The sequence below is a fragment of the Kribbella sp. NPDC023972 genome, from assembly GCF_040639075.1.
Classification (GTDB): domain Bacteria; phylum Actinomycetota; class Actinomycetes; order Propionibacteriales; family Kribbellaceae; genus Kribbella.
Genome location: NZ_JBEZZH010000001.1, coordinates 964,742 through 991,134, shown reverse-complemented (window position 1 = coordinate 991,134; position 26,393 = coordinate 964,742). Strand labels below are relative to the sequence as shown.

At 68.9% G+C, this 26,393-nt stretch carries 29 protein-coding genes; 15 read left to right on the top strand and 14 right to left on the bottom strand.

From position 1 onward, the window contains the following. Positions 1-17: 17 nt before the first annotated feature. Together AB0F43_RS04485 and AB0F43_RS04480 are read right to left on the bottom strand one after the other, a co-directional pair. The gene (locus AB0F43_RS04485; RefSeq protein WP_360470514.1) at positions 18-854 is read right to left on the bottom strand and encodes a hypothetical protein; all 837 of its coding nucleotides are present in this window, start codon (positions 852-854) and stop codon (positions 18-20) included. Positions 855-857: 3 nt separating this feature from the next. After that, on the bottom strand, positions 858-1,472 hold the full coding sequence (locus AB0F43_RS04480; RefSeq protein WP_360470512.1) for a hypothetical protein: 615 nt from the start codon (positions 1,470-1,472) through the stop codon (positions 858-860). Positions 1,473-1,610: 138 nt separating this feature from the next. On the opposite strand from AB0F43_RS04480, the gene AB0F43_RS04475 reads away from it, so the two are divergent. Next, entirely contained in the window at positions 1,611-4,190 is a 2,580-nt protein-coding gene (locus AB0F43_RS04475) for a DUF3376 domain-containing protein (RefSeq protein ID WP_360470509.1), read from the top strand. Here AB0F43_RS04475 and AB0F43_RS04470 read toward each other — a convergent pair. Both AB0F43_RS04470 and AB0F43_RS04465 read right to left on the bottom strand, forming a co-directional pair. Beyond that, positions 4,165-4,989, bottom strand: coding sequence for a DUF3097 domain-containing protein (locus AB0F43_RS04470; protein WP_360470506.1), 825 nt, complete (start codon positions 4,987-4,989; stop codon positions 4,165-4,167). The two genes, AB0F43_RS04475 and AB0F43_RS04470, sit on opposite strands and share 26 nt — an antisense overlap. A gap of 104 nt (positions 4,990-5,093) precedes the next feature. After that, positions 5,094-5,576: a hypothetical protein gene (locus AB0F43_RS04465; protein ID WP_360470503.1), complete on the bottom strand. Its 483-nt coding sequence runs from the start codon at positions 5,574-5,576 to the stop codon at positions 5,094-5,096. Positions 5,577-5,771: 195 nt separating this feature from the next. On the opposite strand from AB0F43_RS04465, the gene AB0F43_RS04460 reads away from it, so the two are divergent. From AB0F43_RS04460 to AB0F43_RS04450, 3 genes are read left to right on the top strand one after another with little or no spacing between them, the layout of a single operon-like run. Then, entirely contained in the window at positions 5,772-6,434 is a 663-nt protein-coding gene (locus tag AB0F43_RS04460; RefSeq protein ID WP_360470501.1) for a DUF998 domain-containing protein, read from the top strand. A 41-nt stretch (positions 6,435-6,475) separates the two neighbouring features. Continuing rightward, on the top strand, positions 6,476-6,847 hold the full coding sequence (locus AB0F43_RS04455; RefSeq protein WP_360470499.1) for a YciI family protein: 372 nt from the start codon (positions 6,476-6,478) through the stop codon (positions 6,845-6,847). Positions 6,848-6,863: 16 nt separating this feature from the next. Beyond that, positions 6,864-8,132, top strand: coding sequence for a sigma-70 family RNA polymerase sigma factor (locus tag AB0F43_RS04450; RefSeq protein WP_360470496.1), 1,269 nt, complete (start codon positions 6,864-6,866; stop codon positions 8,130-8,132). Here AB0F43_RS04450 and AB0F43_RS04445 read toward each other — a convergent pair. From AB0F43_RS04445 to AB0F43_RS04430, 4 genes are all read right to left on the bottom strand, one after another. Continuing rightward, positions 8,129-9,661 carry an NCS1 family nucleobase:cation symporter-1 gene (locus tag AB0F43_RS04445; RefSeq protein WP_360470493.1) on the bottom strand — a complete coding sequence of 511 codons (1,533 nt, stop codon included), beginning with the start codon at positions 9,659-9,661 and terminating at the stop codon, positions 8,129-8,131. The genes AB0F43_RS04450 and AB0F43_RS04445 overlap by 4 nt on opposite strands. 138 nt (positions 9,662-9,799) lie before the next feature. Further along, on the bottom strand, positions 9,800-10,846 hold the full coding sequence (locus AB0F43_RS04440; protein ID WP_360470491.1) for an ABC transporter permease subunit: 1,047 nt from the start codon (positions 10,844-10,846) through the stop codon (positions 9,800-9,802). Next, positions 10,843-11,757: an ABC transporter ATP-binding protein gene (locus AB0F43_RS04435; RefSeq protein WP_360470488.1), complete on the bottom strand. Its 915-nt coding sequence runs from the start codon at positions 11,755-11,757 to the stop codon at positions 10,843-10,845. Before AB0F43_RS04435 ends, AB0F43_RS04440 begins: the two co-directional genes overlap by 4 nt. 146 nt (positions 11,758-11,903) lie before the next feature. Further along, positions 11,904-13,061 (bottom strand): lipase, encoded by a 1,158-nt coding sequence (locus tag AB0F43_RS04430; RefSeq protein ID WP_360470485.1) that lies wholly within the window; start codon positions 13,059-13,061, stop codon positions 11,904-11,906. Between the two features lie 162 nt (positions 13,062-13,223). Between AB0F43_RS04430 and AB0F43_RS04425 the strand changes: the two genes are divergently transcribed. Further along, a complete protein-coding gene (locus tag AB0F43_RS04425) occupies positions 13,224-14,360 on the top strand; it encodes a sensor histidine kinase (RefSeq protein ID WP_360470482.1) in 1,137 nt (378 codons plus the stop codon). Beyond that, positions 14,357-15,034 (top strand): response regulator transcription factor, encoded by a 678-nt coding sequence (locus AB0F43_RS04420; protein WP_360470479.1) that lies wholly within the window; start codon positions 14,357-14,359, stop codon positions 15,032-15,034. The genes AB0F43_RS04425 and AB0F43_RS04420 overlap by 4 nt, the downstream gene beginning before the upstream one ends. On the opposite strand, the gene AB0F43_RS04415 is transcribed toward AB0F43_RS04420, so the two are convergent. Together AB0F43_RS04415 and AB0F43_RS04410 are read right to left on the bottom strand one after the other, a co-directional pair. Next, positions 15,023-15,802: an MBL fold metallo-hydrolase gene (locus tag AB0F43_RS04415; protein ID WP_360470476.1), complete on the bottom strand. Its 780-nt coding sequence runs from the start codon at positions 15,800-15,802 to the stop codon at positions 15,023-15,025. The genes AB0F43_RS04420 and AB0F43_RS04415 overlap by 12 nt on opposite strands. Before the next feature lie 90 nt (positions 15,803-15,892). Next, entirely contained in the window at positions 15,893-16,234 is a 342-nt protein-coding gene (locus AB0F43_RS04410; RefSeq protein WP_360470474.1) for an EF-Tu/IF-2/RF-3 family GTPase, read from the bottom strand. Between the two features lie 140 nt (positions 16,235-16,374). Between AB0F43_RS04410 and AB0F43_RS04405 the strand changes: the two genes are divergently transcribed. The 5 genes from AB0F43_RS04405 (at position 16,375) to AB0F43_RS04385 (ending at position 21,136) form a co-directional block, all read left to right on the top strand. Further along, positions 16,375-17,016, top strand: a complete 642-nt coding sequence (locus AB0F43_RS04405; RefSeq protein ID WP_360470471.1) for a ThuA domain-containing protein — start codon at positions 16,375-16,377, stop codon at positions 17,014-17,016. Beyond that, a complete protein-coding gene (locus AB0F43_RS04400) occupies positions 17,013-18,104 on the top strand; it encodes a Gfo/Idh/MocA family oxidoreductase (protein ID WP_360470468.1) in 1,092 nt (363 codons plus the stop codon). Before AB0F43_RS04405 ends, AB0F43_RS04400 begins: the two co-directional genes overlap by 4 nt. 118 nt (positions 18,105-18,222) lie before the next feature. Next, a complete protein-coding gene (gene hrcA / locus AB0F43_RS04395) occupies positions 18,223-19,245 on the top strand; it encodes a heat-inducible transcriptional repressor HrcA (RefSeq protein ID WP_360470466.1) in 1,023 nt (340 codons plus the stop codon). Positions 19,246-19,269: 24 nt separating this feature from the next. Next, complete coding sequence (gene dnaJ / locus AB0F43_RS04390) at positions 19,270-20,409, top strand: molecular chaperone DnaJ (protein WP_360470464.1); 1,140 nt, start codon at positions 19,270-19,272, stop codon at positions 20,407-20,409. A gap of 10 nt (positions 20,410-20,419) precedes the next feature. Continuing rightward, positions 20,420-21,136 carry a 16S rRNA (uracil(1498)-N(3))-methyltransferase gene (locus tag AB0F43_RS04385; RefSeq protein WP_360470461.1) on the top strand — a complete coding sequence of 239 codons (717 nt, stop codon included), beginning with the start codon at positions 20,420-20,422 and terminating at the stop codon, positions 21,134-21,136. Here the strand turns inward: AB0F43_RS04385 and AB0F43_RS04380 are convergent. After that, entirely contained in the window at positions 21,104-21,679 is a 576-nt protein-coding gene (locus AB0F43_RS04380; RefSeq protein WP_360470460.1) for a TetR/AcrR family transcriptional regulator, read from the bottom strand. The genes AB0F43_RS04385 and AB0F43_RS04380 overlap by 33 nt on opposite strands. Before the next feature lie 78 nt (positions 21,680-21,757). Between AB0F43_RS04380 and AB0F43_RS04375 the strand changes: the two genes are divergently transcribed. Continuing rightward, positions 21,758-21,982 (top strand): F0F1 ATP synthase subunit C, encoded by a 225-nt coding sequence (locus AB0F43_RS04375; protein ID WP_360470457.1) that lies wholly within the window; start codon positions 21,758-21,760, stop codon positions 21,980-21,982. Here the strand turns inward: AB0F43_RS04375 and AB0F43_RS04370 are convergent. Then, entirely contained in the window at positions 21,972-22,457 is a 486-nt protein-coding gene (locus AB0F43_RS04370) for a nuclear transport factor 2 family protein (RefSeq protein WP_360470455.1), read from the bottom strand. The two genes, AB0F43_RS04375 and AB0F43_RS04370, sit on opposite strands and share 11 nt — an antisense overlap. Before the next feature lie 67 nt (positions 22,458-22,524). Here AB0F43_RS04370 and AB0F43_RS04365 point away from each other — a divergent pair, with 67 nt between their 5' ends. Further along, positions 22,525-22,863: a helix-turn-helix domain-containing protein gene (locus AB0F43_RS04365; RefSeq protein ID WP_360473014.1), complete on the top strand. Its 339-nt coding sequence runs from the start codon at positions 22,525-22,527 to the stop codon at positions 22,861-22,863. 53 nt (positions 22,864-22,916) lie between these two features. Here AB0F43_RS04365 and AB0F43_RS04360 read toward each other — a convergent pair whose 3' ends face one another. Continuing rightward, positions 22,917-24,062 (bottom strand): Gmad2 immunoglobulin-like domain-containing protein, encoded by a 1,146-nt coding sequence (locus AB0F43_RS04360; RefSeq protein WP_360470452.1) that lies wholly within the window; start codon positions 24,060-24,062, stop codon positions 22,917-22,919. Between the two features lie 73 nt (positions 24,063-24,135). Continuing rightward, the gene (locus AB0F43_RS04355) at positions 24,136-24,645 is read right to left on the bottom strand and encodes a SigE family RNA polymerase sigma factor (RefSeq protein WP_360470449.1); all 510 of its coding nucleotides are present in this window, start codon (positions 24,643-24,645) and stop codon (positions 24,136-24,138) included. Between the two features lie 338 nt (positions 24,646-24,983). On the opposite strand from AB0F43_RS04355, the gene AB0F43_RS04350 reads away from it, so the two are divergent. Together AB0F43_RS04350 and ybeY are read left to right on the top strand one after the other, a co-directional pair. Beyond that, positions 24,984-25,910 carry a PhoH family protein gene (locus AB0F43_RS04350; protein WP_360473011.1) on the top strand — a complete coding sequence of 309 codons (927 nt, stop codon included), beginning with the start codon at positions 24,984-24,986 and terminating at the stop codon, positions 25,908-25,910. Further along, positions 25,907-26,389: an rRNA maturation RNase YbeY gene (gene ybeY, locus AB0F43_RS04345; protein ID WP_360470447.1), complete on the top strand. Its 483-nt coding sequence runs from the start codon at positions 25,907-25,909 to the stop codon at positions 26,387-26,389. The genes AB0F43_RS04350 and ybeY overlap by 4 nt, the downstream gene beginning before the upstream one ends. Positions 26,390-26,393: the final 4 nt, after the last annotated feature.

Below are 26,393 nucleotides of genomic sequence, written 5' to 3'. Positions count from 1 at the left end.
GCCTCGGCCCGCGGGACTCACGGTGGATCGTTCTGGAACTGGAACTGGACCCGGATCGAGCTGTCCAGCGGTACGACGACGGTCGTGTTCGAGGCATTCCACTGCTGGGGGACCAGGAAGAGGCGGTTCTCGCCGACGACGAGCAGCCGGAGGCCGCGGTAGCGGTAGTTGAAGGTCTGGCCCTGGCCCGGCCGCAAGGCGGTCTCCTCGAGTCCGGGCGACCGCAGCGCCAGTTTCTCCTTGGTGTCGAGGATGACGACCGGGAACTTGTCCAGGTTCTCCGCATCTGACTTGGCCAGACCGCGACCGGAGTACTGCGCCGTCGTCGCGGTCGCCCAGAAGGCACAGGTGACGGTGACGGCCGCGAGCAGCGCGATCAGGGTCCGCTGCCCGCCGAGCTGCGGATTCAGCTTGCTCCGCAGGTAGGTGAGGTACGCGAGCGTGGCCGCGGCCAGGCCGATCACGGCGGGTACGAGCAGGGCGTAGTACGGCACTTGCCCGATCAGCGGAAAGGCGAGCAGGCCGACCACACCGATCAGCAGGAGTACGACGGTCGCCCGGGTGGCTCGCCGTACGCCGGTGTCGGTCGGATGGAGGGCGTTGTGCAGGAGCAGACCCGCGACCGCGAGCAAGGTGATGACCAGCAGCGGGACGAGCAGCGGCTGCGGACTGCGCATCACGTACTCCTGCGTGCTGAGGCCGATCGTGTCGACGTCGATACCGAAGTACTCGTACTGCGAACGCGCGGAGACGTAGCCGAAGTAGAACAGCAGAGCGCTGATCAGCGTGATCGGCGGGAGGAACTTCGTCGCGAAGCTCCCCCAGCGCTCGATCTGGGACTGTTCGTCGGCCATCCGTCAGCCGTCCGACGGCGTCTCGGTGGGCTCGGTGGGCGGTTCGGTCGTGGGCGTCTCGAGGGGGATCGGGTCGAAGTCGATCTGGCTGTCGCCGAAGCCCTTGGCCAGGTTTTGGCAGTCCGCTTCGGTCTCGCACGTCGCCTCGACCGGGATGACGAGGGAGACGCTTTCGGTGCTGTGGGCCACTTGCCGGACGCCGACGTAGCACGGCTTGAAGTCGCCGCTGTGCCACTTGACGTCCGTGCAGGCCCGGACATCGCCCGGACAGGCGCCTTGGTAGAACTCGAAGACCCCGCTGCGACTCAGCTCGGCCGGGCCGAGGCTGATCGTCGTACCGTCGGGGATCGGGCTCTTGCCCAGCCAGTTGACCTCGGCGCACTGCTCGACGCCGTCCTCCTCGACGTCGCCGCCGATCGGTGCGTTGGCGATCGAGATCGACGGCTTGTCCACCTCGGTCTGGGTCGTCTCCTGTGTGGTCGGCTCCGGCGACGGCTCCCCGGTCGTCTCGGATGCTGTCGTCGGCGCGAGTGACGGCGTACCCCCGCCGTCGGGCGTGTCGTCGCAGCCCGCCAGCAGTGCGGCGATCGCTACGACCGTCACGAGTCTCCGAAGCATGACGACCACCCCCAGCTACAGAATGACGCTGGGTGGTGCCCGCCACAACGGTTAGTGGAACCCTTTCGTTCACTCTCTGCTGCGACCACTGTCATTGCTCGTCACCATTTGGTATCCCTGACACAAAGAGGGGGATGGATGACCGATCATGAAGTGCGGATCGCGCTGGTGCTGAACGGCGGGGTCAGTCTGGCAGTGTGGATGGGTGGGGTGACGCACGAGCTGGATCTGATCCGGCGGGCGTCCGGCCCGGCGGGGACACCGCCGTCGCAGCCGTACGACGAGGTGCTCGCCGAGCGTTGGCGCGACCTGTGCCATCGCGGCCAGGAACGGCGCCGGGTGGTGGTCGACGTGATCGCCGGGACGAGTGCCGGCGGGCTGAACGGATCGTTGCTGGCGACAGCGATCTCGAACGGCTCGACCCTCGACCCGGACGGCGAGGACGGGCCGTGGCTGCGGCAGAAGTGGGTCGGGCTCGGCTCGCTCGAGGTCGGGAAGCTGGTGCCCTCGGTCGACAAACCGAGCTCGGTGCTGGACGGCGACTACTTCCTGAAGGAGCTCGACACGCTGATCAAGGGGGTCGCGGAAGCCGGCGATTCGACCGCCCAGGAACCGGTCACGCTGTTCGTCACCGCCTCCGGGCTGGGCATCCAGCAGTTCGAGGCGACGGACGCGGCCGGTCAGTGCTTCGTGGTGCCGGACCACCGCTATCTGTTCCGCTTCACCAGCGAGGAGACCGCGACGTACGACGGCCGCACCCGGACCTTCTCGGTTGCGGAGAACAACGAGCTGGCGAACACCAAGCTGCTCGCCCTCGCCGCCCGCGCGTCCGCGTCGTTCCCGGCCGCGTTCGCACCGGTTCAGGAGACGCCCAAGCTGGCCGGTTCACCGCCCCGGCTGCAGCCGACGATCGCCGACCCCGGCGCCTGGCTGGTGGACGGCGGCGTCCTCGACAACGCGCCGTTCGGGCCGGTGCTCGACGTGGTCGCCCGTCGGCCGGTGGCGGGTCGCGCGAGCCGCTACGTGCTGTACGTCGTCCCGTCCGCGGGAGTCGGCCATGCGTCGACCGAAGTGGCCGGAACCGACGCGCCGAGCTGGCGAAAGGCCGCGTTGTCGGCCGTGCAGTTCCCGCGCGAGGTGGACTTCCGGTCCGACGTCGAGCAACTCGAGCGGCTGCTGCTGGAGGCGGACGCGTCCTGGTCCGACACCCAGCGGCTGTTCGATCGTTGCATCGAACAACCAGTCGAGCGGGACCGGCTGCGGGACGCGGCCAAGGCGTTGCAGCCGACGTACTCGCGCGGCCGGGCCGCCGGTGAGGTGTGGGAGGCGGTGACGATCGCGAGCCAGGAACAGACCACCGTGCTCGACGCCGCGACCGCCCTGTCGGAGGCGGATGTCGACGAGATCCTCGCGACGGAGCATCCCTGGGTCCCGGATCCGGACGGCTCGATGGCTCCCTTGTGCAACGATGCCGAGGGCAACCCGAGCTGGCCGTGGGGGACCGGCGCGGCGGAACGCGTCGTACGACTGGTGCTCCGCTCGCTGCGGACGAAGCTCGCCAGCGCCGCACTGCCACAGCGAGAGGAGTTGGAGCGTCGGCTGCAGGCGTCCAGCGACTGCCTGCAGAAGACGCAGGCGGTGCGGGATGCCTTGTCGGGCCGGCTGGCCAAGGCCGAGCTGGAGCTGGGCGTGTCTGGTGGCGCCGAGACGGTCGCGGTTGCCCTGAGCGAGATGTTCGAGGACCTGCAGGTGCAGCGTGCGCTCGGGGACGCGTTCGCCGAGCTGATCGCGGCCGTCGGCCACGAGCTGGTCGAGACCGCGCTCGAGGTGGAGATCGTGTCGCGGTGCACGTCGGCGCGGACGCCGCAGCAGCGCAGTGCGCCGTTCCGGTTCCTCCGGCTCGGGCCGGACATCCCGCTGACGCTGCTGGACGATCTGCAGGAAGGGTCGATCGCCAACGCGCTCAAGGACCGGATCCTCTACGGGACGCAGGTCGGGCACTTCGGTGCGTTCGGCGCGGCGGACTGGCGGCGGTGGGACTGGCTGATGGGCCGGCTGCACTGTGTCGCGCACCTCGGCGCCATGCTCGGCGCCGATCCGGACTGGATCCGCGAGACGCAGCGGCAGGTGCTGCTGGCGGAGGACTGGAAGGTCGAGAAGGTCGCCGAGCGGGTGCAGCGGCTGGCCGACGACTTCAACGACGCGAACGTGCTGTCCGCGCTGACCACGATGCGCGACGAGCTGAACCAGTCGGCCGAGGGGCGGGCCACGACGAAGGGCCTGGCCGATCGGATGGTCCAGATCTCGGTTGCGCTCGGCAAGCAGCCGGGCGAGTGGATCAAGGCCGTGGCCGACCGGAAGCATCAGCCGGAATCCTGGCTGCTGCGCGCCGCGCGATGGTTCACCGAGCCGGCCCGGACCGCCCTGTGGGAGCGGCTGATCCGGAGCCCGAAGCTGACGCCGGCCAAGCAGCCGCTGATCTTCCAGCAGTGGTTGCCGTTGGCGGCCATCGGGCTGAGCGTCGTCCTGCTCGTCGTCGCCGGTGTCGTCGACGTGGCCGCCGTACGGATCATCGCGGCCTTGCTCGCCGGTCTGATCCTGGCCGCCGGTACGGCGCTCGGAGTGGTCAGTTGGTACGCCGGACGCGTCCGCGACCACATCCAGGCCTGGATCGCGAAGCGCATCCCGGAGATCAGTCGAGAGTCACGAAATCGATGAGCTCCTCGACCCGGCCCAGCAGTGCCGGTTCGAGGTCGGCGAAGCTGGTCACCTTCGACAGGATGTGCTTCCAGGCCGCGGCCACGTCGGCCTGGTCGGTCGCGGGCCAGCCGAAGGTCTGCAGCACACCCTTCTTCCAGTCCTGTCCGTGCGGGATCTTCGGCCAGGCCTTTATCCCGACCGAGGACGGCTTGACCGCCGCCCAGATGTCGATGAACGGGTGACCGACCACCAGCACGTGCTTGTTCGTCACCTGCGCGGCGATCTTGGACTCCTTGGAGCCTTCGACCAGGTGGTCCACGAGTACGCCGAGCCGGCGGCCCGGACCGGGCTGGAACCGGTTGACGATCCCGGGCAGGTCGTCGACACCTTCGAGATACTCGACCACGACGCCCTCGATGCGCAGGTCGTCACCCCACACCTTCTCCACCAGTTCGGCGTCGTGCCGTCCTTCGACGTAGATCCGGCTGGCCCGGGCCACCTTCGCCCGGACGTTGTCCACCGCCACCGAGCCGGACGCCGTACGCGTCTTCTTGGCCGGCCCCGCCTTCTTCGGCGCCTTCAGGCTGACCGGCTTGCCATCCAGCCAGAACCCAGGCCCGAGTGGATAGGTCTTGATCTTGCCGAACCGGTCCTCGAGGTCGACCACACCGTGCTCCCACCGGACCACCGCGCCGACGAAGCCCGAACTCGGCTCCTCGACGACCATCCCCTTCTCCAGTTCGACCTCGACGGTCCGCCCGTTCTTGGGCTTCCGCCAGTCCCCGGCCAGCACGTCGTTCCCATACCGATCAGCCACCGCACAACCGTATGTCGTCACCGGCCTCTGACCGCTCAACCACACACCCGACAGTCGAGGCCGTGACCGGCCGGGGCGGGCAGGCCGCCCCGGCTCGGATCGCGTCAGCAACGGGTCATCGTCGATGCGTAGCCGCCCCCGCCGGGGTAGGTCCACTCGCCGGTGACCGTTCGGTTGTCGGCGCTGAAGGTGCCGCGGTAGTAGGCAGGACTGCCCTTCGCGCCGGCCCAGATCGTCAGCGTGCCGCCGTCGAGTTCGTACACGTAGTCGAAGGTGTTGCCCGTGGTGTCGTAGAAGCGGGAGACGACGTCCGCACCGACGGGTTCGCCGAACGGGCGGAGGTTGCCGATGACCTCCAGGCCTTTGATCTGCTGCCCGAACTGGCTGAGCTCGACATGCTGCAAGAGGAAGTAGCCGCCCTCCATCCATTCGTAGCGGACGGTTCCCTCCGCCCCTCCGGTCACCGTCCAGGTGCCGACGAGCGGATCGAGGGCGCGGAGCGCAGGGCTCGGCTCCGGCCGCTCGGCCAGGTCGTAGCCGTTGGCCTCGTTCTCGGTCGCCTGCGTGGTGTCCGTCTCGTGGTTCATCTCAGTGCTCCTTCTCGGTGATGGTGCGGCCCGCGCTGGGCCGCGATCACCGACACCTCGGAGCCGCGGTGCGGATTTCCACAGGATCGCGCACACCGAATACCTGTGATCTACATCACACGGCTGTGGTGTCAAAGCCGCGACCCGGTGACCGAGGTAGCGGTGTTCACGCCCAATCGTCCTGAGGAGGACAAGATGACTTCACTCGCCACTCCCGCTCACCGTTCGGCCGGCACGTCGTACGTCGAACGCCCGTCGACCCGCCGGCTCCTGACGGCCGCCGCACTGGCCGGTCCCTTCTTCTTCACTTCCGTGATCGCTCAGATGCTCACTCGGGACGGCTTCGAACTGCGGGTGCATCCGATCAGCCAACTGTCCACGGGCGACCTCGGGTGGATCCAGATGGCGACCTTCGTCGTGGCCGGCGCCGGGGTGATCGCCTTGGCCGTTGCGCGCCGCCGCCTGGTCCGCGACGGCACCGGACGCCGCCTGGTCCCGCTGTTCACCGGGATTTTCGGTGCCGGCCTGGTCCTGGCGGGACTCTTCGTGATGGATCCGGAGTACGGCTTCCCGGCCGGAACGCCGGAGGGCCCCGCCGTCGGGATGTCTTGGCACAGCATCGTTCACTCGGCCGCGGCGGCGACGGCCTTCACCGCTCTCGCGGGGGCCTGCATCGTTCTGGTGGTCCGATCGGTCCGCCGCCGCGCTATCGTCCCTGCCGTCGGCAACCTCGTGGTCGCAATCATTCTCCTGCTGCCTATGTCATCCACCGAAGCGAGTCTTCAGATCGCGTTCAACGGCGTCGTCGCCTTCACCTGGACCACCGTGCACGCACTCCGGCTCCGCCGCCTGGCCTGACTCGATCCCACACCGTTGCCACTGAGTTCGAAGGAGCGATCATGAAGTTCATCCTGCTGGGTTACACCCCCGCCGACAGCTGGGATGCGGAGACCGCCGATTCCGCGTCGGAGGAGGCGCTGGCCGCGTTCGCGACGTACCAGCAGTTCGAGGCCGAGCTCCGCGAGACCGGGGAGTTTGTCACCAGCGAGGGCCTCGGGCATCCGGTGATGACCACGACCGTGCGGAAGACGGATGCCGGCGTGGTGGCGACCGACGGCCCGTTCGCCGAGCTGAAGGAGGTGCTGGCCAGTTTCGCCATCATCGACTGCGTCAGCCTGGACCGGGCCGTGGACATCGTCAGCCGGATCGTGGAGATTCTCGGTGAGCCGGTGGAGATCCGGCCCATCATGGGTGACGACTTCGCCGCCTGACCGCCGGACCAGGATCATGGGAACGACCGACACCATCGAGGACCTGCTGCGCGCCGAGGCGCCGCAGGTTCTCGGTGCGCTGGTGCGGAAGTTCAGCCGCTTCGACATCGCCGAGGACGCGGTCCAGGAGGCGCTGCTGGTGGCCAGCCGGCGCTGGCCGGCCGAAGGGATCCCGGTGGAGCCGCGCAGTTGGCTGATCCGGGTCGCCTATCGCCGGATGATCGACATGGTCCGCTCGGAGCAGGCCGCCCGGCGCCGCGAGCAGGAGGCCGGGCTGGCGGACCCCGCCGTACTGGATGCGTCGGCCCCGGCGCCGGACGTCGTCGACCACGACGACAGCCTCCTGCTGCTCCTGCTCTGCTGTCACCCAGCCCTGAGCCCAACCTCTCAGGTCGCCCTCACGCTGCGCGCGGTCGGGGGACTGACGACAGCCGAGATCGCTCATGCGTACGGGGCGTCCGAAGCGGCCATGGGTACCCGGATCAGCCGGGCCAAACAACGCCTCAAACAGTCGGGCGCCCGGTTCGAGCCACCCAGCCCGGAAGACCTTCCGGATCGCGTCGACGCGGTCATGAAGATCCTCTACCTCATCTTCAACGAGGGTTACACGGCCAGCAGCGGCGATCGGCTCGAACGGGTGGAGCTGACCGAGGAGGCGATCCGGCTCACCCGGATGCTGCACCACCTGCGGTCCGGCGATGCCGAGATCGCCGGCCTGCTGTCGCTGATGCTCCTCACCCATTCCCGGCGTACGGCCCGGGCCCAGGACGGACATGAGCTCGTTCCGCTCGAGGAGCAGGACCGGTCCCGGTGGGACCGTCGACTGATCGACGAAGGCGTCGCCCTGATCGAGTCCGTCTGGCAGACCGGGCCGGTCGGCCCTTACCAGTTGCAGGCCGCGATCGCCGCGGTGCACGCCCAGGCGCGGGCGGCGGACGAAACGGACTGGCCGCAGATCGCCGCCCTCTACCTCTGGCTCGAACGACTGTTGCCTACGGCCCCCATCAGCCTCAGCAGGGTCGTGGCGGTCGCGAAGGCCTGCGGACCACGACGCGGTCTCGCGCTCCTCGACGAGCTGGAACGAACCCACAAGTTCTCCGAGAACGCGCTCACCAGACACCGCGAACAAGCGGTCCGGGCCCACCTGCTGGAATCACTTGGTGATCTCGCCGCGGCCCGGGCCGCCTACCTGTCGGCCGCGGCCCTCACGGACAACGAGGTCGAGAAAACCTACCTTCTCCGCCGCGCCCGACTCGACGACTCCGCTGCCACCGACGGGAGCTAGAACGTCGGGGCGGCGCGGCTGGCGGTCGACTGGCGGGACGGTGCGGTGATGGTCAGGGCGAGGTAGGCGAGTAGGCCCGCGGCCAGGCCGACTGCCCAGGAGTAGTCGTAGAGGGGTTTGAGGACGGGGATCAGGCCGTCCGCGGGGAACGGGCCGGCGCCGGGGTTGGAGTAGGCGCCGCCGACCGCGAGCACGGAGCCGAACAGGGTGGCGACGACGGCGCGCCAGTTCCAGCCGGCGGCGTACCAGTACCGGCCGCCCGGCAGGTAGAGGTCGGCCAGGAACAGGTGGGTGCGGTCGATCAGCCAGTAGCCCGCGATCAGCACACCCGCCACCGACGCGAGCAGACCGCCGTAGAAGGACAGCCAGACGAAGATGTAGATCGACGGGTCGGAGATCAGCCGCCACGGCTGGATGACGATGCCGACCACACCGGTGAGCAGGCCCGCGGTGCGGAAGTTCAGCCAGCGGGGGACAGCGTTGGCGAAGTCGTACGACGGACTGACCACGTTCGCGGCCACGTTGCACGACATCGTCGCCAGGATCGCCATCACCAGGCCGATCGTCACGACCACCGGGTTCTCGAACCGGCGGGTGAGCTCGACCGGGTCCCAGATCGCCTCGCCGTACAGCAGCACGGTGCCGGACGTGGTGATGATCGAGACCAGCGCGATGAACGACATCGTGGTCGGCAGGCCGATGATCTGGCCCCAGACCTGCTGGCGCTGGCCCTTCCCGAACCGGGTGAAGTCCGGCATGTTCAGCGACAGGGTCGCCCAGAACGCGATCATCCCCATCAGGGACGGCGCGAAGATCTTCCAGAAGTCGGCGTCCCAGCCGAGTTTCGACGGCTGGTCCAGGATCGGGCCGAGGCCGCCGGCCTTGACCAGGATCGCGATCATCAGCGCCAGGAACGCGACCGTGACCAGCGGCGCCGCCCAGTTCTCGAACCGGCGCAGTCCTTCGATACCGCGCCAGATCAGGACCATCTGGATCGCCCAGAAGAACGCGAAGCTGAGCCACAGCGTCCACGCGTGCCCGCCGATCGCGGACGCGTTCGTCCAGCTGTCCCCGGCCAGCTCGCCGACGATGACGTAGATCGCCTGGCCGCCGATCCAGGTCTGGATTCCGAACCAGCCGCAGGCGATGAAGGCCCGCAGCAACGCCGGGAAGTTCGCGCCGCGGACGCCGTAGAAGGCCCGCGCGAAGACCGGGAACGGGATGCCGTACTTCGTTCCCGCGTGGCTGTTCAGCAGCAGCGGGACGAGGACGATCAGGTTCCCGAGGGTGATGGTGATGAACGCCTGCAGCCAGTTCATCCCGAGCGCGACCAGGCCCGCCGCGAGCAGGTAGCTGGGGATGTTGTGCGCCATCCCCATCCACAGCGCCGCGTAGTTGTACGTCGTCCAGTGCCGCTCGGGCAGCCGGGTCGGCGCGAGTTCGGCGTTCCCGTACGGGCTGTTCGCGACCGCCGCCGGATCGGTCAGCTCGACCCGCCCGTCGGGATGCACGGTCTGCTCAATGGCCATCGGTCCCATCACCCCATCCGGTCGAGGACGAACGCTTCGGAACAAGTTGCGCTCTGGGGTGACGTCATGTCAACGGACAATTACCAAACGACCGGAGAGGCCTGCGTCTCGTGGCCGGCCTCTCCGCGTCGTTCACCTCTAGGTGAGACGGCGGTGGATTCGCCACAGGCCGAGCAACCCGAGTAGAGCGCTCAGCGCCAGGTAGACGGCCGACTCGATCCATTGGAACGGCCAGTAACGGTGGTTCGGCTGGTAGGACGCCGTGACGTGGAGATCGAGCTTGCCCAGGCACTGCGCGGCCGCGCCGAACCTCCCGGTGCCTTCCCCCTGCGGATCGCTGGATGGGGCGGACTTCGTGGGGGCCCCGATCCCGATGCAGGCGTTGAACTTCTTGATGTCGAGTGGCCGGCCGTCGGCGGTGAGCAGCTCGCTGGTGCCGGTGACCCAGGCGTTGGGGACGGTGAACCCTCCGATACTGGGGCGGTCCCGCAGGCCGCCCAGGCTGCGCAGCTCGTTGATCGCCTCGGCGGTCATTGCTCTCGACGTGGTCTCCTGCGGCATCAGGTGCGGGCGGACCAGGTTCGGCACCGCGATCTGGATCGCGATGAAAACGAAAAGGGTGAGGGCTGCGGCCGGCAGCGTACGGCGGACCAGTAAGCCGGTAACCGCTCCGGCCACGACGGCGAAGGCCGCATAGGCAACAGGTACGACGTCGCGCGCGCCGAATGCCAGGGCGGTGAACCGGTCGCCCGCCACCCGGTCGACCGGACCGGCTGCCCAGGTCAGCAGCAGGCTGACGATCCCGGCTGCGGTCATGCCGGCCAGTCCGACGAACAGGAGCTTGACCACCAGCCACCGGCGCCGGGGGACGCTCTGGTTCCACACCAGCCGGTGGGTGCCGGCCTCGAGTTCCCGAGCGATCAGAGGCGCGCCCCAGAACATGCCGAGCAGTCCGGGGACGAGAATGAAGGCCGCGTCGAGGAAGAGCAGCAGATTGCTGTACTCGGCGACGAACTGGCCCATCGCGTCCGCGCAGTTGCCCTGGGTCTGACACCGCGCGAGGTAACCGTCGTACGCGTCCCGGATTCTCATGCCGAGGATGACCAGGAAGGTCCCGATCACGACCAGGCCCGCCGTGCCGGTCACCGCCTGAGCACGGAACTGCCGCCAACTCAGCCAGATCATCGGACAACCTCCCCGTCCGTCGTCGCGGCGCGGGCGGCGGATTCACCGGCCGCGCGGGTCAGGTAGGCCAGAACCAGTTCCTCGAGCTGGAGGCCCTCGACCGTCCAGGGGGCCTGGGGAAGCGGACCATTCGCCCGCACCACCATGCTGCTGTGCAGATTGGTGTGCTCCACCGAGATGACCTCGACTCCCGGCGGAAGCCGGTCGAGCCCGCCGCGTGTCACCACGCGGTGGTGTGTGGCGAGCAGGTGGTCGACGTCGCCGGCGACCTGGATGCGGGAGCTGCACAGCACGATCAGGTAGTCGCAGACGCGTTCGACGTCGGCGAGGATGTGGGAGGACAGCACGGCACTGGCACCGAGCTCGGCGACGAAGGTCATCAGGTTCTCCATGAACCCCTTGCGAGCCAGCGGATCGAGCGCGGCGGCCGGCTCGTCGAAGATCAGCAGCTCCGGCCGTTTGGCGGCCGCGATGGTCAGGGCGAGCTGGGCGCGCTGGCCGCCGGAGAGCCGGCCGGCCTTCTGAGCGGGGTCGAGACCGACCTGCGTGATCCGCCGGTTCGCCAGGCCCGCGTCCCATGACGGATTGAGCCGGGCGCCCATGCGGAGGTGATCGGCGACGGTCAGCGTTGCGTACACCGGCGTGTCCTGGGCGACGAAGCCGACCCTGGCCAGATGGTCCGCGTCCGCGGCAGGACTGGACCCGAGCACGCTGAGCGTGCCTGACGTCGGCGCGATCAAGCCGCAGGCCAGCTGCAGCAGGGTGGACTTGCCGGCCCCGTTCGGACCGACCAGACCGATGACCCGGCCGCGCGGAACGTTCAGAGAGCAGTCAGTCAGGGCTGTGCGCTTGCCGTACCGCTTGGTCAGGTTCTCGGCTTTCAGCACCGGATGGGAGTGTTCGTGTGGCATGGGCCAATCCTTCGAGCTGGTCGAGTGCCCGGGCATCGGTCCGATGCCCGGTTCCTGCGGGTTCCGTCGTACTTCCGGCCGGTTCGCCGAAGCCGGACGGCCCGCCTCCTCGGGGTTCGAGGAGGCGGGCCGCAGCGATCAAGGTCTTACTGGCAGGCCGGTGGGCAGAACATGACCTCGGGGTATCGCGCTGACGGTTTGTTCAGCAGGGGTTGCTGTTTGCCGCGCAGATGCAGGTCGAAGAAGGCATCGACGTACGCCCGAGCGATCTCGACAGAGCGAGTTCCGGGGAGCTTGCTGCCGAAGTCCAGGCCGAGCTGTTGGGTCAGCGTGTCGTAGTCGGTGAAGGACGGATGTACCGACCCGGCCACTGCGAGCCACCGCTTCCACCCGGTCAGGAGCGGCCAGTTGCGGTCCCAGGTCTCGTCGGGAGCTTCGGTGCCGAGGATCAGGTACGGGCGCGACAGTCCGCTCCCGGACAAGTCCTTGAACAGACTGCCGTCGAGGTTGATCCCGGCCCGCACCCTCGGGTCGGTCAGCATGGTCTCGCCGACGCTCGCGCCGCCGAGGGACATGCCTGCCATCGCGATCCGGGTCGGATCGATCAACGCGCCGCCCTTCCACCGCGGACGTGCAGCGGTCAGCTCGTCGAGCACGAAGGAGACGTCGCGTGCCCGGCTCTCCACAGCGACCTTGCCGAAGTCGTCCACATCCTCCAGCTCGCACGCGGCGCAGGTGACGACGCGTCCGTCGGGAAAGGTCGTGGCGAAGTTCTCATAGGTGTGGTCGATCCCCGCCACAAGGTATCCACGGCTCGCCAGTTCCTCGGCGAGGGCGGTGAGCGAGCTGCGGGGCCAGGTGAAGCCGGGGGACAGCACCACGAGTGGCAGCGAGTGCCTGCGACCCGCCGGTGCTACGTCGGTGTAGGCGCTGGTCCGGGTCCGGCTGAGTACGTCGGGCGGTACGTCGGTGATCCCCGCGCTGGTCAGGAGCAGTTCCGACTCCTTGGGCGTCATGTACTGCGCACGCCGTGCACCCGGTGATCTCGCCGGATACCACAGCGAGACCATCAGCTCTCTCGCCTTCGCCGAGGGGACCCAGGGATCGGGGCGGGAAACGTCTTTCAGGTAAAGGGATTGGGTGCCGACCGGATGTGGACCGGTCGGTTCGGGCAGGTACGGCGTACCGCTCGGCGCGTCCGGCGGTACGGCGACATCCGCCGCGGTCGCGGATCCGCTGGGGACGGCGACCGCGACGGCGAGCAGTCCGGCGACCGCAGCCAGGCAGCGACGCAGGACTCGCACCCTACGTTGGTGCATGGTCGGTTGAGCATCTTGAGATGGCATGACGCCAAGCCTGTGAGCCCTGCCCGGTGCCGAGCATCGGACTGAAGAAGGGTCCTTGCCGTGCGCAACCGTACTTTTGACCGGTACGCCGTGTTGACCGCGACACCTAGCCTGATCCGCATGCACAGCATGAGCCGCGGCGTGAACATCGGCGACCGATTGACCAGCGGCGCGGTCGACGCCGGTCTTGGCGTGGTGTTCGCTGCGGCGCTTGCGACTACTGCGTTTGCGATCGGGGGCACGTGGGGCGGCACCTATTGGGTGTTCGGCTGTGCTGTCGGAGCGGCTGTGTGCGTGCTGGCGTTGACGTGTCGGCATCGTGCGTGGGCTGCGGTCGTGGGCCTGGCCGTTGCGGCGGGCGCGATCCCGATCGCCTGGGTCGCCGATCTTCCCTCCGAGCCCAGCCCTGCGATGGCCCTGGCACTGGCCGTCCTCGTCGGTTCCGCGATCAGAACACTCTCGGTCCGATGGGCCATCGGCATCGCGACCGGCGGACTCGCCGTGGCCGTCGGCGCGTGGTTCGTTGCCGGGGTCACTGCCGCGGGGATGAACAGCGCGGGATGGCTCACTGCCGTCGCGCTCGGGCTGTGGCTGCGGTCGCTCGACGTGCGCCGCCGTACTGTCGCCGAGCAGGTACGCCGCGACGAGCGCCTTGAACTGGCAAGAGAACTGCACGACATCGTTGCCCACCACATCACCGGCATCGTGCTCCACGCCCAGGCCGCCCGGATCGTCCAGCGCAAGGACCCGGATCAATTGGACGAATCCCTGATCGGCATCGAGACAGCCAGCTCCGGCGCGCTGGCGGCGATGCGCCGGGTCGTCGGCCTGCTGCGCGACACCGACGATGGCGCCCCCGCAACACCCGGCCCCGAACAACTCAGCGAGCTGGTGTCACGCTTCACCGGGCCTCCGGTGCGCCTGCGGTTGCCCGACGGCGAACCCGTCTGGCCGCCCGAGGTGACGAGCACGGTCTACCGGATCGTCCAGGAGTCGCTGACCAACGTCGCCCGGCACGCCGCCCACGCCAGTTCGGTCACCGTCGACGTCAGCCAGGACCGGCGCGCCATCACGGTCGAGGTGGTCGACGACGCCCCGCCGGCACCGGCCCGGCACCATCGCCGCGGTGGGTACGGCCTGGTCGGCATGCGTGAACGCGTCGAGGCCCTTGGTGGCACACTGCGCGCCAGCCCTCGCTCCGGCGCCGGGTGGGCAGTGCACGCCACCTTGCCCCTTCCTGACCGGGAGATGCGATGACCATCCCGAAGACGATCAGCGTCCTCCTGGCCGACGACCAAGCGATGGTCCGCAGCGGCCTGCGGCTCGTCCTGTCCGACCAGCCCGACATCGACGTGGTCGCGGAGGCCGCGGACGGCGTCGAAGCAATCGAGCTGGCCCGCCGGCTACGCCCGGACGTGTGCCTGGTCGACATCCGAATGCCCCGCCTCGACGGCATCGAAGTCACCCGCGCCCTCGCCGGTCCCGGTGTCGCCGACCCGCTTCGGGTCGTCGTGGTCACCACCTTCGACCTCGACGAGTACGTCTACGGCGCGCTGCGCGGTGGCGCGGTCGGCTTCATTCTGAAGGACGCCGGCCCGACCCTGCTCGCCGAAGCCGTCCGTGCCGCGAGTGTCGGAGATGCCCTGGTCTCACCGTCGGTCACGCTGCGGCTGCTGCGCCAGCTGACCGAGGCCCAGCAGGCGCCGACCGTCGGTATGCCAGCGCGGCCGCTGTCCGAACGGGAGCTCGAGGTCGTCCGGACCATCGCCAGAGGCCTCACCAACCAGGAGATCGCTGCCGAGCTGTTCATCTCGCTGAGCACGGTCAAGAGTCACGTGTCCGGGATCCAGACGAAGCTCGGGGTACGCAACCGAGTCGCGATCGCCGCCTGGGCGTGGGAAAACCGCGTCGTCAAGCCCTCAGGCGGATGAGCCTGGCCCGAGCAGCGGCAGGGTGGGTCTGCGGGGAGCGCCAAGCGCTCCGTAACCGCGTTTGATGGCGTCCTGCAGCTGTTCGAGTGGCCAGGGCCAGTCTTCGGTGTGTTGCAGGGCGTCGGCCAAGGACGTGCCGGCGTGGTGCAGGCCGGAGATGGTGTTGGCGACCGTGCCGATGTCGCCGGCCTGGTCGCGGACGAACTCCGCGTCGACGACGGCGCCGTGCCCCGGGACGACCTTGGCGGTGTCCGACAGCATGCCGATCACGCGGTCGATCGTGTCCGGCCATTCGAGCGGGAACGAGTCCTCGCCGTACGACGGGGGAGCGGACTCCTCGACCAGGTCGCCGACGAAGAACACGTCCGCATCCGGTACGACGACCACCGTGTCGCCGGAGGTGTGTGCGTTGCCGAGGTGCAGCAGCTCGACCCGGCGGTCGCCCAGATCGATCACCTTCGCGACCGAGAACGTCGTACCGGCCAGGTCTTCCTCGGCGGCGGCGTTCTCGTGCAGGTAGATCGTGGCGTCGGTGAAGACGCTGTTGCCGACCACATGGTCGAAGTGGGCGTGCGTGTTCACCACCCACCGGACGGGTACGTCGGTCAGCTCGCGGATGTGGGTGAGCAACTCGGAACCCTGCTCGGCCGTCGCGCGAGTGTCGATCACGACCGCACCGTCACTACCGGCGACCAGGCCGACGTTGAGGTCCCATTCGTCGTACCGGCGAACCCAGCACCGATCCCCGATCTCGGTCCACGTGCTCATCCACGTCCTCGCTTCGCTCCGGGCGCGGATGAGACACAAAAGGCACTGTGCTTGATGATGAACTCGCTCCGCTCGTTCATGACCGCGACACTACTTGCTGAGTACGTCGCCCCTGACGACCTGGTCCCGCTCGACGTCGCGGAGCAGCAGGCCGACGTTGTCGCCGGCGTTCGCGATCTTGACGGTCTTGCGGAACATCTCGATACCGGTCACCTCGGTCTGCAGCAGCGGCGTACCGGCGCGGCTGAGCAGCACCTGGTCGCCGACCGCGATGGTGCCCGCGATCACCCGGCCGGTGACGATCGTGCCGCGCCCGGTGATCGAGAACACGTCCTCGACGGTCAGCTCGAACGCACCCGGCGGCACGTTGTCCTGCGGCCGCCGCCCCGGCACCGGCGGCTCGCTCTCCCGCTTCCAGAACTTCCAGCCCATACATCCGACCCTAGCGACAGGGAAGCCCTATCCACGGGACGGAATCGCACTTGAAGGCCGGTCGGGGGACGCTTAGTGTCGCGTTGGCGGTTCCGCAAGCTTTCCGGCTCGGCACCGAAAACTTTCGAAGGGCGGACGTTTTGACGACACGACGTGCACTGGTGGTCCGCGGCGGTTGGGAAGGCCACTCGCCGGTCGAGGCGACCGACATGTTCATCCCGTTCCTGCGCGAGAACGGCTACGAGGTCACCGTCTCCGACACGACCGAGAGCTACCTCGACCTGGACGGCACCGACCTGGTGCTGCAATGCGTCACCATGAGCGAGATCCCCGACGAGCACCTCAAGGGCCTGGACGCGGCGATCCGGCGGGGCACCGGCCTGGCCGGTTGGCACGGCGGCATCGCCGACGCGTTCCGCAACAGTGCCGACTACAACTTCATCGTCGGCGGCCAGTTCATCTCGCACCCGCACGGCTTCACCGACTACCGGGTCGACGTCGTCGCCGAGCATCCGATCGTCGAGGGCATCACCCACTTCGACGTGCACACCGAGCAGTACTACGTCCACTACGACCCGACGAACACCGTGCTCGCCACCACGACGTTCCGCTCGCACCCGGACTACCCGTGGATCGAGGGCGCCGTGATGCCGGCCGTCTGGACCCGCACCTGGGGTGAGGGCAAGGTCTTCGTCTGCACCGTCGGTCACAAACTGGACGACCTGGAAGTACCGGAGGTCCGGACCATCATCGAGCGGGGGCTGCTGTGGGCGAGCAAGTGACGCGAGTCGGGATTGTCGGCACCGGGGTCATCTCCGGCACCTACCTCGACCACCTGGCCAAGCTGCCCGGTGTCGAGGTGGCCGCGGTCGCCGACCTCGACGTCACCCGAGCCCAGGCGATCGCCGACAAGAACCCAGGCATCCGCGCCCTGTCGTCGGACGACCTCTATGCCGCGGACGACGTCGACATCGTGCTCAACCTGACCATCCCGGCCGCGCACGCGGCGGTGCATCAGGCGGCGATGGAGGCGGGCAAGCATGTGTACGGCGAGAAGCCGCTGGCCGTGGACCGCGCCGAGGCCGAGCCACTGCTGAAGTACGCAGCCGCCAACAACCTGCGCATCGGCTGCGCGCCCGACACCGTGCTCGGCACCGGCACCCAGACCGCCCGTGCCGCCATCGACCGCGGCGACATCGGCGTACCGACCGCAGCGACCGCGTCCTTCGTGACGCCCGGCCACGAGCTGTGGCACCCGGCGCCTGAGTTCTACTACCAGCCCGGCGGCGGTCCGGTCCTCGACATGGGCCCGTACTACGTGACGAGCCTGGTCACCCTTCTTGGTCCGGTACGGCGAGTCACCGCACGCGCAGGTCAGTCGCAGCAGCAGCGGAAGATCCACACGGGTCCACGAGCCGGTGAGACCTTCCCGGTCGTGGTGCCGACGCATGTGACCGGCGTACTGGAGCACGAGTCGGGTGCGCTGACCACACTGCTGATGTCGTTCGACGTGTGGGCCGCCCGGCTGCCGCGGATCGAGGTGCACGGGACCGAGGGCAGCCTGTCGGTGCCGGACCCGAACGGCTTCGACGGCAAGGTCGAGATCGCGACGGCCACGAACCGTGACTGGATCGAACTCCCCGTAGCCGGCGGGTACGCCGGAGCCGGCCGAGGTGTCGGCGTTGCGGACATGGCCCGCGCGATCCGGTCGGGCGAGCCGCACCGGGCCGACGGCGCGCTCGCTTACCACGTGCTCGACGTACTCGAGTCCGTGCTGGAGGCGGCCGCCCAGGACCAGCCGGTGGACGTGGCGAGTACGGTCGACCGGCCCGCCGCCGTACCGTTGGGGGCGTCTCCCGACCTCGCCTGAGACCGCGTGAGATCCGTCCCACGCCGTGATCTGGCACTGGCGGCTACTACGGCTCGGTAGACTGGCACTCGAATGAGCTGAGTGCCAAGTGGTCGACGCCGGAGAGAGGGTGGTGCGCGTGCTGGACGAACGCAAGCTGGATGTTCTCCGCGCCATCGTCGAGGACTACGTGGCGACTCACGAGCCGGTCGGTTCCAAGACGCTGGTGGACCGGCACAACCTCGGGGTGTCGCCGGCGACCGTCCGCAACGACATGGCCGCGCTGGAGGAGGAGGGGTACATCACCCAGCCGCACACCAGCGCCGGCCGGATCCCGACCGATGCGGGGTACCGGCTGTTCGTGGACAAACTCAGCACGGTCAAGACGCTGTCCCCGGCCGAGAAGAAGGCGATCACCTCCTTCCTGGCCGGCGCGGTCGACCTGGACGACGTCGTCCGCCGTACTGTCCGGCTGCTCGCCCAGATCACCCGCCAGGTCGCGATCGTGCAGTACCCGTCGCTGAACCGGTCGCACGTGCGGCACGTCGAGGTGGTCACGATGACCCCGCGGCGACTGCTGCTCGTGCTGATCACCAGCGCCGGTCGGGTCGAGCAGCGGATCGTGGAGCCGCCGCACGACGTCGATGAGCAACTGATCGCCGACCTGCGGTCCCGGCTGAACACCGCGCTGGCCGGGCAGCGGCTGACCGAGGCGGCCACGTCGCTGGCCGCCGTCCCCGAGACGTTCGCGCCCGCCGACCGCCAGCTGGTGGCGGCGATCGTGACGACGTTGCTGGAGGCGTTCACCGACGAGGTCGGCGAGCAGCGGATCGCGGTCGGCGGCGCGGCCAACCTGACCCGGTACGGCGACGACTTCGAGCGCAACGTGAAGCCGGTGCTGGAGGCGCTCGAGGAGCACGTCATCCTGCTCAAGCTGCTCGGCGAAGCGACCAACCCGCAGACCCTGACGGTCCGCATCGGGCACGAGAACCCGTACGAGGAACTGGCCACCACCTCGGTGGTCGCGACCGGGTACGGGTCCAAGTCGGAGGCGCTGGCCACGCTCGGCATCGTCGGCCCGACCCATATGGACTATCCGAGCACGATGGGCGCCGTACGGGCCGTCGCGCGCTACGTCAGCCAGATCCTGGCTGATTCCTGACACCACCAACCCCTGGTCTGGAGTATGAGCACCGATTACTACGCCGTCCTGGGCGTCAGCCGTGACGCGACACCGGACGAGATCAAGAAGGCGTACCGGAAGCTGGCCCGTCAGTACCACCCGGACGTGAACGACTCCGAGGACGCGCACCACAAGTTCCAGGAGATCGGCCGCGCCTTCCAGGTGCTGAGCGACCCGCAGAAGCGGCAGCTGCACGATCTCGGCGGTGACCCGTTCGCCACCGGCGCGGGAGCCGGGCCTGGCGGGTTCGGGCAGGCCTTCACCTTCACCGACATCATGGACGCCTTCTTCGGCCAGACCGGCGGGGCCACCCGCGGGCCGCGGCCGCGGACCAGACGCGGGCAGGACGCGCTGATCCCGTTGCGGATCGACCTGGCCGAGGCGGCCTTCGGGACGACCCGGGAGCTGAAGGTCGACACCGCCGTACTGTGTCCGACCTGTTCGGGTTCCGGTGCGGCGGCCGGCTCGGAGCCGGTCACCTGCGACATCTGCCATGGCCGCGGCGAGGTCACCCACACCCAGCGTTCGTTCCTCGGCGAGGTGCGGACGATGCGGCCGTGCCCGAACTGCCGCGGCTTCGGCACGATCATCCCGAACCCGTGCGTCGAGTGCTCCGGCGACGGCCGGGTCCGCTCCCGCCGTACCGTCACCGTGAAGATCCCCGGCGGCGTCGACACCGGCACCCGGGTCCAGCTGTCCGGCCAGGGTGAGGTCGGCCCCGGCGGTGGCCCGGCCGGCGACCTGTACGTCGAGATCGAGGTCGAGCCGCACGACATCTTCACCCGCAACGGCGACGACCTGCACTGCACGGTCACCCTGCCGATGACGGCGGCGGCGCTCGGTACGACGATCGACCTGCCGACGCTCGAGGGCGAGACCATGCCGCTGGAGATCCGGCCGGGCACGCAGTCCGGTGCGGCGATGACGCTGACGGCGCGTGGTGTCCCGCGGCTGCGGCACGCGGGGCGTGGTGACCTGATCGTCCAGGTGATCGTCGAGACCCCGACCAAGCTGGACGACACGCAGGCCGACCTGCTCAGGCAGCTGGCCGGCATCCGAGGCGAGGAACGCCCCCAGGGCCAGGTCCAAGCCACCCACAAGAGCGTCTTCGGCCGCCTCCGAGACGCCTTCGGCGCGCACTGACTGCGCGGCGATGGGACTCGCGGTCTTCTACCTGCCTGAGCTCGGCGGTTCGGAGCTGGTGCTTGATGGCGCCGAGGGCCGGCATGCGGCGGTCGTACGGCGGATTACGCCCGGCGAGCGGATCCGGCTGACCGACGGGCGGGGTTCGTGGGCCGAGGGCGCGGTGACGGCTGCGTCGAAGACCGGCGTGACTGTTGCTGTCGACAACCGGGGGACGGTGGCGGCGAGTAATCCGCGGCTGGTCGCCGTCCAGGCGTTGCCGAAGGGGGAGCGGGCCGAGCTGGCGGTGGAGATGCTGACCGAGGTCGGCGCCGACGTGATCGTGCCCTGGAACGCGGAGCGGAGTCAGTTCCGCAGCAACCCGGAGCGGTCCGCGAAGACGCTGGCGAAATGGCAGGCGTGGGCCTTCGAGGCCAGCAAGCAGTCCCGCCGGAGCTGGTTCGCCGAGGTCGCCCCGATCGCGACCACCGCCGAGGTCGCCGAACTGGTGGCCGACGCTGCGCTCCCCGTCGTGCTGCACGAAGAAGCCAAGACGCCGCTCGCGGGTCTGGAGGTGCCCGCCGAGGGCGACATCGTGATCGTGATCGGCCCCGAAGGCGGCATCTCGCCGGCCGAGCTGACCACCTTCGCCGTCGATCCGGTCCGCCTCGGCGACACCGTCCTGCGCACCTCCACCGCCGGCGTCGCCGCCGCGTCAGCCCTCCTCGCCCGCTCCCGCTGGAGCTGACAGCGCCCGCAGCGCAGTCGCGATGTCCGCGCCGGACGGCGCCTGCTCCGGGTCGACCAGCCACTGCAGCGCCACCCCGTCGATCAACGCGAGGCCGAGCGAGCCGACATGCCGCTCGTCGCCGTTCTGCTCGGCGCCCAGGATGACCGCGGCCACCTGACTGCGGAACTCGGCGTAGAGCGCGGCCAGCCGCTCCCGTACCTCGGGTGACCGCGGCGACCGCGCGAACGCCTCGACACTCGCGATCGTCGTCGACCGATCCCGCTCGAACGCCGTCGCCAGCGCATCCAGTACGGCGGCCAGCCGCTCGACCGGATCCGTCGCGGTGATCGTCCCGATCGTGCTGGTGACGTCGTCACCCCAGTCGCCGAACGAGTCCAGCACCGCCTCGGTCAGCAGCGCGTCCTTCGAGCCGAAGTGATACCCGATCGACGCCAGGTTCGTCTGCGAGGCAGTGACCAGATCGCGCGCGGTGATCTCGCCGTACCCCTTCTCGGCGATCAGCTGTTTCGCGCTCGCCAGCAGCTTGTCCCGGTTGCCCACGCCCCGGATCCTAGCGTAGACGTTCGTCGTATACGATTGTCATATACAAGCGTATACATCGATCGAAAGGATCCACCGATGCTCGCTCTGCAGACCGCCGGCAACCTGGCCGTGCTCGCCTACGGACTGGCCGCGATCGGCTCCGGTGTCGGCGTCGGCCTGATGTTCATGGCCGTCATCAACGGCACCGCCCGGCAGCCCGAGGCGCGCGAGTCGTTGATGTCCATCGCCTGGATCGGCTTCGGCGTGGTCGAGGTTCTCGCCGTCATCGGGATCGCCCTGTCCTTCGTGTTCAGGACCTGATCGCCCCCTGATAGGCGGCCAAGGCTTCCGGGTCGTCGATGCTGCCGTGGTGATGCACCTGCGACCATGCGCCGTCGTACGCGAGGATCCGGGTGGTCCGGATGTGCAGCGGCTGCTCACCGAGCCGCGGGTGCCGGTAGCTCCCGGTTTCCCGGCCGGCGAACGTGACGGAGTCGGTCTGCCAGTAAGTCGCCGCGTCGCCGAAGGTGACCTGGACGTTCAAGGTGCCGGCGAACACCCGTTGATACAACCCGCGCACGGCATCGCGGGACCGGAGGATCCCGCCGATCGGGTTGTTCAGCTGCACGAGTCCGTGATCGGCCCACACCGCGGTCAGTGCGTCGAGATCGCCGTTGTTCAGCGCGTAGTAGAACGTCTCCAACGCCGCCAGTGCGCCTGCCCTGCCCGGCTCCTTCGACTCGGTCAGCCGGTTGCGCGCACCCGGCCCGAAGCTGTAGTCGACCAGTTCGATCATGGTCGTGCCCTTCGCTAGACTGTTCGATGACAACCGAACACTAGTGTACGACGAGGATCGAACAGTGATGGTGTCAGCCGGTGAGGGGAGCGCCCGGGCTCGCTCACTCAGCCACGTCGCCCCTGCCGACGTGCCGCTGCAGACGGCACTGGAGGCGCTGGCCGACCCAGTGCGGCGGACCATCCTGCGCGATCTCGCCACGCACGACGACTGGAGCCGGGCCTGCGGCACCTTCGACCTCCCGGTGACCAAGGCGACCCGGAGCCACCACTTCGCCGTGCTGCGAGCGGCTGGACTGATCGAGCAGCGCGACGAGGGCGCCCGCCGGCTCAACCGCCTGCGCCGCCCCGAGTTCGACGCGGCCTTCCCGGGCCTTCTCGCGGCCACCATCGACCGCGCCGACTGAACCCGGCCGGATCCGTGCGCTTGCCGGGAGCCGTGCACTGCGGCTGGGGCAGGCTACTTGACGAAGACGGTCTTGGAGTCGGTGTCGGTGACGGAGCCGTTCTCGGCCGAGATCAGGTAGGCCTCGATCCGCCACTCGCCGGGAGCCAGCTTGAGCGGGATGGCGAACGGCGAGAACGTCGTGCCCTCCTTGGCGTTGACGTAGCCGGCCTGAGTCGCGCGGGTCTTGAGGTTGGTGGCCCGCCAGTTCACCGTCGCCTCGAAGGCGGCGGCGATCCCGGTCACGGTCACCGGGTTCTTGGTGACCTGTCCCTCGGTGAGGTTGTCGATCCACACCAGCGCCTGGACCGTGCTCGCCTCGGCGCGGGTGAAGAGGCGACTGGTGTCGACATGGCCGAACAGGACGCTGCCGGGCCGGCCCTGCTGGGTGATCCGGACCTGTTCGCGCGGATTGTTCATCGCGCCCTGCACCGTGTAGACGAGCTGCTGGGTCGCGACGTCCGCGGCGGCCGCATCCAGTTTCGTTTGCGGCAACTGCTTGAAGTCGACGGTGATCACGCCGTCGGCCCGGGTCACCGAGCTCACCTTGGCGCCGCGCCAGGCGGAGTAGTAGTCAGGGTCGCCGGCTTCCTTGGACGTCATGATCCGGACTGCCTCGAGCGCGGGCCGGGCGTCGACGACCTTCATCCACGTGCGGTACAGCCGGACGGTCGGCTCCGCCGTCGTGGAGCCGACCTTCTCGCCGAGCCAATACACCGGTACGGCGGTGGTCCGGATCGGTTCCGGCGTACCCCGGACACTCGGTGCGGTGGTGAGCTTGGGCGCGGTGGTGGGCGGTTGAGTGGTCGCGCTGTGCGGGGTGGTCGGCGCCGGGACCGGGCCGGCCGAGCCAGTCGTCGGGGTCGGCGACAACGGCGCTCCGGTCGCGCTGGTCGTCGTACCAGGGCCGGCGATCTGGTCGTCGCCCGCCGTCTTGGCGTTGTCGTCGAGAACGGTGAAGGCGCCGATCGCCGCGGCGGTGCCGAGCGCGGCCGCACCGGCGGTCAGCACCCACGGCCGGCGGGCGGCCGGACGGCGCTGGGCGCGGATCCGGGCCTGGATCTCGGGCAGGGCATCGGCCGGTTCGACCCGGTCGGCCTCCTCGGCCAGAGCCCGCCGCACCAGGTCGTCGAACGGGTCGTTCGGGTGATGGTCGCTCATCCACGTCCTCGCTTCGCTCCGGGCGCGGCTGAGGCACACGTCGTCCAGTGGTCGATGATCTCGCTGCGCTCGTTCATGCGTTCTGCTCCAGGAGCTGGCGGAGCGACTTGCTCGCCCGCGCGGCGTGGCTCTTCACGGATCCCCGGCTGATACCCATCGTCTCGGCGATCTCGGCCTCGGACAGGTCGCCGTAGTACCGCAGCACCATCACGGTGCGCTGCTTCTCCGGCAGGGTGCGCATCGCCTCGATCACCCGGTCGGTCTCCATCGTCCGCAGGACGGCGTGCTCGGCGCTCGGCTCGTCCGGGAGCGAGCGCGGCGTGTGCTTGTCCACCACCACCAGGTGGCGCTGGCGGGAGCGGCAGCGGTTCACCACGGCTGTCCGCAGGTAGGCAAGAGCCTTGTGCGGGTCGCGCAGCCGGTGCCAGCGGCCGTGCATCGCGACGAATGCGTCCTGCACGATCTCCTCCGCCGTACCGGTGTCACGCAGCAACAAGGCGCCGAGGCGGACCAGCGACGTGTAGTGCGCGGTGTAGACAGCCGTCAGCGCCTCGTCGGCATCCCACGAGGACTCATGTGTCACGCACTCTTCGTACACCACTGCCGGTTGCGCCACGAAAAGACGACGCAGACCCCCGGTCCCAGGTTGACAACAGACCGCAAAAAGATCACCGCCCAGGCGCGCCGTCAGCAGAGCGGGCTGGCGCTGTTCGTGCCTCCGCGGAGCGGCGTGTGCGCGTGTTGGGGGGAATTACAAGTGAGGGTGTAGGGGGAGCGGGCTAGCATGGGGGGAGTCTTATCACCGGCATCAGGAGGAAGAGCCTGTCCAGGCCACGCAGTATCGAACCGGACGCGCGCGCGAACGGCGCCGGTACCACCACGCAGGCGTCGCACAAGATCGTCGTGCCGAACAGCATCGACATGGTGGCCCTGCTCGGAGCCCGGGACGAGTTCCTCCGCATCGTCGAGAAGGAGTTCGCCGCCGACATCATGGTCCGCGGCAACGAGATCACGCTGACCGGTGAGCCCGCCGAACTGGCGCTGGCCGAGCGGCTGATCGACGAGCTGATCGCGGTGGTGCGGACCGGCCACGGGCTGACCGCGGACTCGGTCGAGCGCAGTATCGCGATGATCAAGGCGGCCACGGTCGAGAGCCCGCGCGACGTCCTCACCCAGAACATCCTGTCCAGCCGCGGCCGCACCATCCGGCCGAAGACGCTGAACCAGAAGCGGTACGTCGACGCGATCGACAAGAACACGATCGTGTTCGGCATCGGCCCGGCCGGTACCGGCAAGACCTACCTGGCGGTGGCCAAGGCGGTCCAGGCGCTGCAGGCCAAGGAGGTCAACCGGATCATCCTGACCCGGCCGGCCGTCGAGGCCGGCGAGCGGCTCGGTTTCCTCCCCGGCACCCTGTCGGAGAAGATCGACCCGTACCTGCGACCGCTGTACGACGCCCTGCACGACATGCTGGACCCGGAGTCGATCCCGCGGCTGATGACGGCCGGCACGATCGAGATCGCGCCGCTGGCGTACATGCGCGGCCGGACCCTGAACGACGCCTACATCATCCTGGACGAGGCGCAGAACACCTCGCCGGAGCAGATGAAGATGTTCCTCACCCGGCTCGGTTTCGGCTCCAAGATGGTCGTCACCGGCGACGTCACCCAGGTTGACCTGCCAACCGGCACGAACTCCGGCCTGCGGGTGGTCCAGGCGATCCTCGAGGGCGTCCAGGACCTGGCCTTCTGCCGGCTGACCTCGCACGACGTGGTCCGGCACAAGCTGGTCGGCCGGATCGTGTCGGCGTACGAGAACTACGAAGGCAGCTCTGACACCAAGAGATGAACGTCGAGGTCAACAACGAGTCCGGGGTCGAGATCGACGCGAACGGACTGATGCGGCTCAGCCGGTTCGTGATGTCGTCGCTGCGGCTGCACCCGGAGTGCGAGCTGTCGATCAAGCTGGTCGACGAGGACACCATGGCGCGGTATCACGTCGAGTTCCTGGACCTGCCGGGTCCGACCGACGTGATGTCGTGGCCGATGGACGAGCTGCGGCCGGGCTCCGGAGACAACGGGGACGACGCCGATCTTCCGCTCGGTCATCTCGGTGACATCGCGCTGTGCCCGACGGTGGCGGCCGCCCAGGGCGCCAAGGCCGGGCACGGCACCTGGGCCGAGCTGGAGCTGCTGACGGTGCACGGCATACTGCACCTGCTCGGGTACGACCACGCCGAGCCCGCCGAGAAGGCGGAGATGTGGGACGTCCAGGGCCGGCTCCTGGAAGCCTGGCGAGCCCCCGGAAACCAGCTAGAGGGTGTCTGATGGT

Bases quoted from the DNA above. Each gene is read 5' to 3' on its own strand.
- AB0F43_RS04475 (WP_360470509.1), top strand. From the start codon at position 1,611: ATGACCGATCATGAAGTGCGGATCGCGCTGGTGCTGAACGGCGGGGTC.
- AB0F43_RS04420 (WP_360470479.1), top strand. From the start codon at position 14,357: ATGACCATCCCGAAGACGATCAGCGTCCTCCTGGCCGACGACCAAGCG.
- AB0F43_RS04485 (WP_360470514.1), bottom strand. From the start codon at position 854: ATGGCCGACGAACAGTCCCAGATCGAGCGCTGGGGGAGCTTCGCGACG.
- AB0F43_RS04440 (WP_360470491.1), bottom strand. From the start codon at position 10,846: ATGATCTGGCTGAGTTGGCGGCAGTTCCGTGCTCAGGCGGTGACCGGC.
- AB0F43_RS04455 (WP_360470499.1), top strand. From the start codon at position 6,476: ATGAAGTTCATCCTGCTGGGTTACACCCCCGCCGACAGCTGGGATGCG.
- AB0F43_RS04385 (WP_360470461.1), top strand. From the start codon at position 20,420: ATGGGACTCGCGGTCTTCTACCTGCCTGAGCTCGGCGGTTCGGAGCTG.
- AB0F43_RS04445 (WP_360470493.1), bottom strand. From the start codon at position 9,661: ATGGCCATTGAGCAGACCGTGCATCCCGACGGGCGGGTCGAGCTGACC.
- AB0F43_RS04370 (WP_360470455.1), bottom strand. From the start codon at position 22,457: ATGATCGAACTGGTCGACTACAGCTTCGGGCCGGGTGCGCGCAACCGG.
- AB0F43_RS04410 (WP_360470474.1), bottom strand. From the start codon at position 16,234: ATGGGCTGGAAGTTCTGGAAGCGGGAGAGCGAGCCGCCGGTGCCGGGG.
- AB0F43_RS04350 (WP_360473011.1), top strand. From the start codon at position 24,984: ATGGTGGCCCTGCTCGGAGCCCGGGACGAGTTCCTCCGCATCGTCGAG.
- AB0F43_RS04460 (WP_360470501.1), top strand. From the start codon at position 5,772: ATGACTTCACTCGCCACTCCCGCTCACCGTTCGGCCGGCACGTCGTAC.
- AB0F43_RS04365 (WP_360473014.1), top strand. From the start codon at position 22,525: ATGGTGTCAGCCGGTGAGGGGAGCGCCCGGGCTCGCTCACTCAGCCAC.
- AB0F43_RS04425 (WP_360470482.1), top strand. From the start codon at position 13,224: ATGCACAGCATGAGCCGCGGCGTGAACATCGGCGACCGATTGACCAGC.
- ybeY (WP_360470447.1), top strand. From the start codon at position 25,907: ATGAACGTCGAGGTCAACAACGAGTCCGGGGTCGAGATCGACGCGAAC.
- AB0F43_RS04450 (WP_360470496.1), top strand. From the start codon at position 6,864: ATGGGAACGACCGACACCATCGAGGACCTGCTGCGCGCCGAGGCGCCG.
- dnaJ (WP_360470464.1), top strand. From the start codon at position 19,270: ATGAGCACCGATTACTACGCCGTCCTGGGCGTCAGCCGTGACGCGACA.
- AB0F43_RS04360 (WP_360470452.1), bottom strand. From the start codon at position 24,062: ATGAGCGACCATCACCCGAACGACCCGTTCGACGACCTGGTGCGGCGG.
- AB0F43_RS04465 (WP_360470503.1), bottom strand. From the start codon at position 5,576: ATGAACCACGAGACGGACACCACGCAGGCGACCGAGAACGAGGCCAAC.
- AB0F43_RS04435 (WP_360470488.1), bottom strand. From the start codon at position 11,757: ATGCCACACGAACACTCCCATCCGGTGCTGAAAGCCGAGAACCTGACC.
- AB0F43_RS04480 (WP_360470512.1), bottom strand. From the start codon at position 1,472: ATGCTTCGGAGACTCGTGACGGTCGTAGCGATCGCCGCACTGCTGGCG.
- AB0F43_RS04375 (WP_360470457.1), top strand. From the start codon at position 21,758: ATGCTCGCTCTGCAGACCGCCGGCAACCTGGCCGTGCTCGCCTACGGA.
- AB0F43_RS04415 (WP_360470476.1), bottom strand. From the start codon at position 15,802: ATGAGCACGTGGACCGAGATCGGGGATCGGTGCTGGGTTCGCCGGTAC.